Origin of the sequence: Pluralibacter sp., assembly GCF_019237635.1 — a bacterium.
Taxonomy (GTDB): domain Bacteria; phylum Pseudomonadota; class Gammaproteobacteria; order Enterobacterales; family Enterobacteriaceae; genus Enterobacter_B.
In genome coordinates this window covers 1-5,707 of sequence record NZ_JAFAGS010000045.1, presented here as the reverse complement: position 1 = coordinate 5,707, position 5,707 = coordinate 1, and the positions used below count along the sequence as shown (strand labels likewise).

The following is a 5,707-nucleotide window of genomic DNA, read 5'->3' as shown; positions in this document are numbered from 1 at the left end:
ACGACGCTGCGGTGTGCGCCTTCCAGCTGCTCGCTGGCGCCGACAAAGTTGTACTGCGCCTGTTTCACCTGCGAGGTCACGGAACCGCCGCTGTACAGCGGCAGGCTGAAGTTCAGGCCAATCTGGTTCTGACCGATATTGCGGTCGGTAAACTGGCTGCTGGTCGCGCCGGTGTTGGTGTTGCTGCCATTATATTTGGTGTCGGAGATGCCGGTCGACGCCGTCAGGCCCACGGTCGGCATATGGCCGGTTTCCGCGAAGCGAATCTGCTCACGCGCCAGGTCCTGGCTCAGACGCGCCTGCAACAGCGCCAGGTTGCGGTTTTCCGCTTCCTTCAGCAGGGCATTTACCGCCTGCGGCTTGTCGGTCTTGAAGTTGGTCACGTTCAGCGACGCCAGCTCAGGATAGTAGTTGCCGGTTATCTGGCGCAGCTGTTCTACCGCGTTGTCCAGGTTGTTGCGCGCGGTCACTTCATTCGCCAGAACGGTGTCGTATTGCGAGCGGGCGTTCTGGACGTCGGTGATCGCCACCAGGCCGACGTTAAAGCGCTGGGTCGTCTGGTCTAACTGACGATATACCGCCTGTTTCTGCGCTTCGGTGAAGGAGAGCGAATCAATGGCGCTCAGCACGTTAAAGTAGGCCGTTGCGGTATTCAGGATCAGGGTTTGCTGATCGGTTTGGTATGAAACGTCCTGAATGCCCGCGGTTTTTTCCTGCAGCGTCAGCTGGCGCCATTTCGACATATCGAAAATGGTCTGCGTCAGGGTCAATGCCGCGCTGGTGGCATTGGAGTTGATGCCGTTGTTATCGCGAAAGCCGTTGGTATAGGTGTAATCCGCACCTAATCCCAGTTGAGGCAGTAATGGGCTGCGAGCTTCGTTGATTTTTTCGAATGCAGCATCTCGATCGGCCGCGGACTTACGCAGATCCGGGTTGCTTGTGCGCGCCTGCTGATAAACCTGCATCAGGTTTTCTGCATGGCTTATTGTACTGAGACCCGTCAGGCTCAAGCCGATAAGGATGGGGAGCAATTTCTTCATTTGCATTCCTTGTTGTGAAGCATCTAGCACTGATCTAATTCAAAAAGATACGCCGATTGTATCAGAGTCTACTCATGTAAAAAGTTGGCGTATCGTGCCATCTGGCGTTAATTTGCACCAATCTACCACAGCGTTAGTAAAACAGTAGCCAAACTACGTGGAAATCCATAATTTCATCACTATTGCCGTTAAAGGAACTCATGATGACTAAGCCCTCGCGACAGGTCGTAACCTGGTCGAAAAATGATGTAGAAATTATTGCACGGGAAACGCTATATCGCGGATTTTTTTCGTTAGATCTCTATCGCTTTCGCCATCGACTGTTCAATGGCGAGATGAGTGGCGAGGTCACGCGAGAAATTTTTGAGCGCGGCCACGCCGCAGTCTTGCTACCCTTTGACCCAGTGCGCGATGAAGTCGTACTGGTGGAGCAGATTCGTATCGCCGCTTATGACACCAGCGAAAGCCCCTGGCTGATGGAAATGGTCGCTGGCATGATTGAAGATGGGGAAAGCGTCGAAGACGTCGCACGCCGGGAAGCCGTGGAGGAAGCCGGGCTGCAGGTGGGGCGCATGCGTCATGTGCTCAGCTATCTGGCAAGCCCGGGAGGCACCAGCGAGCGCCTGACCATTAAGGTCGGCGAAGTGGACGCCTCGACCGCTGGCGGTATCCACGGTCTGGCTGATGAAAACGAAGATATTCGTGTTCATGTGGTAAGTCGGGAGCAGGCTTATCAGTGGGTTGAAGAGGGGAAAATCGATAACGCGGCCTCTGTCATCGCCCTGCAATGGCTGCAGCTGCATTATCAGGACTTACGAAACGAGTGGACAAAATGAAGCGTTATACACCTGACTTCCCTGAAATGATGCGCCTGTGCGAGACCAATTTCGCGCAATTGCGCCGCCTGCTGCCTCAAACTGACGCACCCGGCGAAACGGTAAGCTATCAGGTGGGAAATGCGCAGTATCGGTTAACGATAAGCGAGTCGACCCGCTACACTACGCTCGTGGAGATAGAGCAGACGGTGCCAGCGATCAGTTACTGGAGCCTGCCGTCAATGACGGTGCGCCTCTACCATGATGCGATGGTCGCTGAAGTGTGTTCGAGTCAGCAGATCTTTCGCTTCAAAGCGCGATATGATTATCCTAATAAAAAGTTGCATCAACGCGACGAAAAGCATCAAATTAACCAGTTTCTTGCGGACTGGTTACGTTACTGTCTGGCACATGGAGCGATGGCGATTCCGGTTTGTTAGCGTCGAGAAACCTACCTAAGGACACCATTTGGAAAGCCTGTTAAACCTTCCTCTGGCTGGTGGGGCCAGGGTGAGGATATTACAAATTACTGATACTCACCTGTTTGCTGAAAAACATGAAACGTTGTTAGGGGTGAACACCTGGGATAGCTATCAGGCCGTACTGGCCGCTATTCATGCCTCACAGCGCGACTGTGACCTGATCGTTGCGACAGGGGATTTAGCACAGGATCATTCGTCTGCGGCCTATCAGCTGTTTGCTGAAGGCATCGCCGGGTTTGCTGCGCCTTGCGTTTGGCTGCCGGGCAATCACGATTTCCAGCCCGCGATGTACAGCGCGTTGCAGGATGCGGGCATCTCACCAGCAAAACGCGTTTTGCTGGGCGAGCACTGGCAAATTCTGCTGCTGGACAGCCAGGTCTTCGGCGTCCCGCACGGTGAATTAAGCGATTTCCAGCTCGACTGGCTGGAGCAGAAGCTTTCGGAATCCACTGAGCGCCATACCCTGCTGCTGTTGCACCATCATCCGCTCCCGTCGGGATGCAGCTGGCTCGATCAGCACAGCCTGCGCAACGCTGGCGCGTTGGATCAGGTGCTGTCCCGCTATCCGCGGGTGAAACATATGCTGTGCGGCCATATCCATCAGGAGATGGATCTCGACTGGAACGGGCGCCGGATGATGGCGACGCCGTCGACCTGCGTGCAGTTTAAACCGCACTGCGCGAATTTTACCCTTGATACCATTGCCCCCGGATGGCGCTGGCTTGAACTACACGACGACGGTTCGCTGACCACCGAGGTCTGCCGTCTGACGAGCGCGCAGTTCCGCCCGGATACGGCTTCAGAAGGATACTGATGTCTACGCTTCTCTATCTGCACGGTTTTAACAGCTCGCCGCGCTCGGCAAAAGCGACGGCGCTGAAGTCATGGCTGGCGGCCAATCACCCGGACATCGACATGGTGGTGCCGCAACTTCCCGCTTACCCGGGAGACGCCGCCGAACTGCTGGAAAAACTGGTGCTGGAACACGGCGGCGAAACGTTGGGCGTCGTTGGCTCGTCGCTTGGCGGTTACTACGCCACCTGGCTTTCACAATGCTTTATGCTGCCCGCAGTGGTGGTAAACCCGGCGGTACGCCCCTTTGAGCTGCTCACCGCGTTCATTGGGCGCAACGAGAATCCCTACACCGGGGAACAATATGTGCTAGAGTCACGCCATATTTACGATCTCAAAGTGATGCAAATTGACCCGCTCGAAGCCCCGGATCTCATCTGGCTGCTGCAGCAGACGGGCGATGAAGTGCTCGATTACCGCCAGGCTGTGGCGTACTACGCCTCCTGCCGCCAGACGGTTGAGGAGGGCGGTAATCACGCATTTATCGGCTTTGACGATCATTTCACACAGATTATCGATTTTCTGGGGCTGCATTGACTGGCCCCTTCTACCTGTGAACACATCATGACGCAATCTTCTTACAACGCTGATGCCATCGAGGTACTCACTGGGCTTGAGCCGGTTCGCCGCCGCCCGGGGATGTACACCGATACTACTCGTCCTAACCACCTGGGTCAGGAAGTTATTGATAACAGTGTGGATGAGGCACTGGCGGGCCACGCGAAGCGCGTGGAAGTGATTTTACATGCCGATCAGTCGCTGGAGGTTATCGACGACGGTCGCGGCATGCCGGTCGACATTCACCCTGAAGAGGGCGTACCGGCCGTCGAACTGATCCTTTGCCGTCTTCATGCGGGCGGTAAGTTCTCGAACAAAAACTACCAGTTCTCCGGCGGCCTCCACGGTGTGGGGATCTCTGTGGTTAACGCCCTGTCTAAGCGCGTGGAAGTGAACGTTCGCCGCGACGGACAGGTGTACAGCATCGCCTTTGAAAACGGCGAAAAAGTGGAAGACTTGCACGTCACCGGTACGGTCGGTAAACGCAATACCGGCACCAGCGTGCACTTCTGGCCGGACGAAAGCTTCTTCGATAGCCCGCGTTTTTCCGTTTCCCGCCTGACGCATCTGCTGAAAGCAAAAGCGGTGCTGTGCCCGGGCGTGGAGATCGTTTTCAAAGACCAGGTGAACGACAGCGAGCAAACCTGGTGCTATGCCGATGGTCTGAACGACTACCTGTGCGAGGCGGTCAACGGTCTGCCGCTGCTGCCGGAAAAACCGTTTGTCGGCAGCTTTGCGGGTGATACCGAAGCCGTTGACTGGGCGCTGCTGTGGCTGCCGGAAGGCGGCGAGCTGCTGACCGAAAGTTACGTCAACCTGATCCCGACCATGCAGGGCGGTACGCACGTCAACGGCCTGCGCCAGGGCCTGCTCGACGCCATGCGCGAGTTCTGCGAATACCGCAATATTCTGCCGCGCGGCGTGAAGCTGTCGGCGGAAGATATCTGGGACCGCTGCGCCTATGTGCTGTCGGTGAAGATGCAGGACCCGCAGTTTGCAGGGCAAACCAAAGAGCGCCTGTCGTCGCGTCAGTGCGCGGCGTTCGTCTCCGGCGTGGTGAAAGATGCCTTCAGCCTGTGGCTGAACCAGAACGTCCAGGCCGCCGAACTGCTGGCCGAAATGGCGATTTCCAGCGCCCAGCGTCGTCTGCGCGCGGCGAAGAAAGTGGTGCGTAAAAAACTGACCAGCGGCCCGGCGCTGCCTGGGAAACTGGCCGACTGCACCGCACAGGATCTCAGCCGTACCGAGCTGTTCCTGGTGGAAGGGGACTCGGCGGGCGGTTCCGCCAAGCAGGCGCGCGATCGTGAGTATCAGGCGATCATGCCGCTCAAAGGTAAGATCCTTAACACCTGGGAAGTCTCCTCGGACGAAGTGCTGGCCTCGCAGGAGGTTCACGATATTTCGGTGGCGATCGGCATCGATCCTGACAGTGACGACTTAAGCCAGCTGCGCTATGGCAAGATCTGTATCCTTGCGGATGCGGACTCCGACGGTCTGCACATCGCGACGCTGCTGTGCGCGCTGTTCGTGAAGCATTTCCGCGCGGTGGTGAAAGAGGGGCACGTTTATGTCGCGATGCCGCCGCTCTACCGTATCGATCTCGGCAAAGAGGTCTATTACGCGCTGGACGAAGAAGAGAAAGCGGGCGTGCTGGAGCAGCTTAAGCGCAAGAAAGGCAAACCGAACGTGCAGCGCTTTAAAGGCCTCGGTGAAATGAACCCGATGCAGTTGCGCGAAACGACGCTCGATCCAAACACCCGCCGCCTGGTGCAGCTGATTATCAGCGATGAAGATGAGCAGCAGACCGACGCGGTGATGGATATGCTGCTGGCCAAAAAGCGTTCGGAAGACCGCCGTAACTGGCTGCAGGAAAAAGGCGATATGGCGGATCTGGAAGCCTGATCCCGCATCAGCTATTTATATAATCAATAAGCGGGGCATGTATTATTCCCCCGCTTTT

General features: G+C 56.5%; 6 protein-coding genes. 5 read left to right on the top strand and 1 reads right to left on the bottom strand.

The features are described from left to right. Positions 1-1,040, bottom strand: a 1,040-nt coding sequence (gene tolC / locus JO226_RS05125; protein ID WP_293494201.1) for an outer membrane channel protein TolC, incomplete at its 3' end; no start/stop codon positions are given. 203 nt (positions 1,041-1,243) lie between these two features. On the opposite strand from tolC, the gene nudF reads away from it, so the two are divergent. The 5 genes from nudF to parE are packed head-to-tail and all read left to right on the top strand — an operon-like array spanning position 1,244 to position 5,649. Further along, a complete protein-coding gene (gene nudF / locus JO226_RS05120) occupies positions 1,244-1,876 on the top strand; it encodes an ADP-ribose diphosphatase (RefSeq protein WP_293494203.1) in 633 nt (210 codons plus the stop codon). Further along, complete coding sequence (locus JO226_RS05115) at positions 1,873-2,295, top strand: DUF1249 family protein (RefSeq protein ID WP_293494199.1); 423 nt, start codon at positions 1,873-1,875, stop codon at positions 2,293-2,295. Before nudF ends, JO226_RS05115 begins: the two co-directional genes overlap by 4 nt. Positions 2,296-2,323: 28 nt before the next feature. Beyond that, positions 2,324-3,151 (top strand): 3',5'-cyclic-AMP phosphodiesterase, encoded by an 828-nt coding sequence (gene cpdA / locus JO226_RS05110; protein ID WP_293494197.1) that lies wholly within the window; start codon positions 2,324-2,326, stop codon positions 3,149-3,151. After that, on the top strand, positions 3,151-3,726 hold the full coding sequence (yqiA, locus tag JO226_RS05105; RefSeq protein ID WP_293494195.1) for an esterase YqiA: 576 nt from the start codon (positions 3,151-3,153) through the stop codon (positions 3,724-3,726). The genes cpdA and yqiA overlap by 1 nt, the downstream gene beginning before the upstream one ends. A gap of 27 nt (positions 3,727-3,753) precedes the next feature. Then, positions 3,754-5,649, top strand: coding sequence for a DNA topoisomerase IV subunit B (gene parE / locus JO226_RS05100; protein WP_293494193.1), 1,896 nt, complete (start codon positions 3,754-3,756; stop codon positions 5,647-5,649). Positions 5,650-5,707: the final 58 nt, after the last annotated feature.

What these genes read in the sequence shown, in the direction of transcription:
- JO226_RS05115 (WP_293494199.1), top strand. Translation starts at nt 1,873, where the DNA reads ATGAAGCGTTATACACCTGACTTCCCTGAAATGATGCGCCTGTGCGAG.
- nudF (WP_293494203.1), top strand. Translation starts at nt 1,244, where the DNA reads ATGACTAAGCCCTCGCGACAGGTCGTAACCTGGTCGAAAAATGATGTA.
- parE (WP_293494193.1), top strand. Translation starts at nt 3,754, where the DNA reads ATGACGCAATCTTCTTACAACGCTGATGCCATCGAGGTACTCACTGGG.
- yqiA (WP_293494195.1), top strand. Translation starts at nt 3,151, where the DNA reads ATGTCTACGCTTCTCTATCTGCACGGTTTTAACAGCTCGCCGCGCTCG.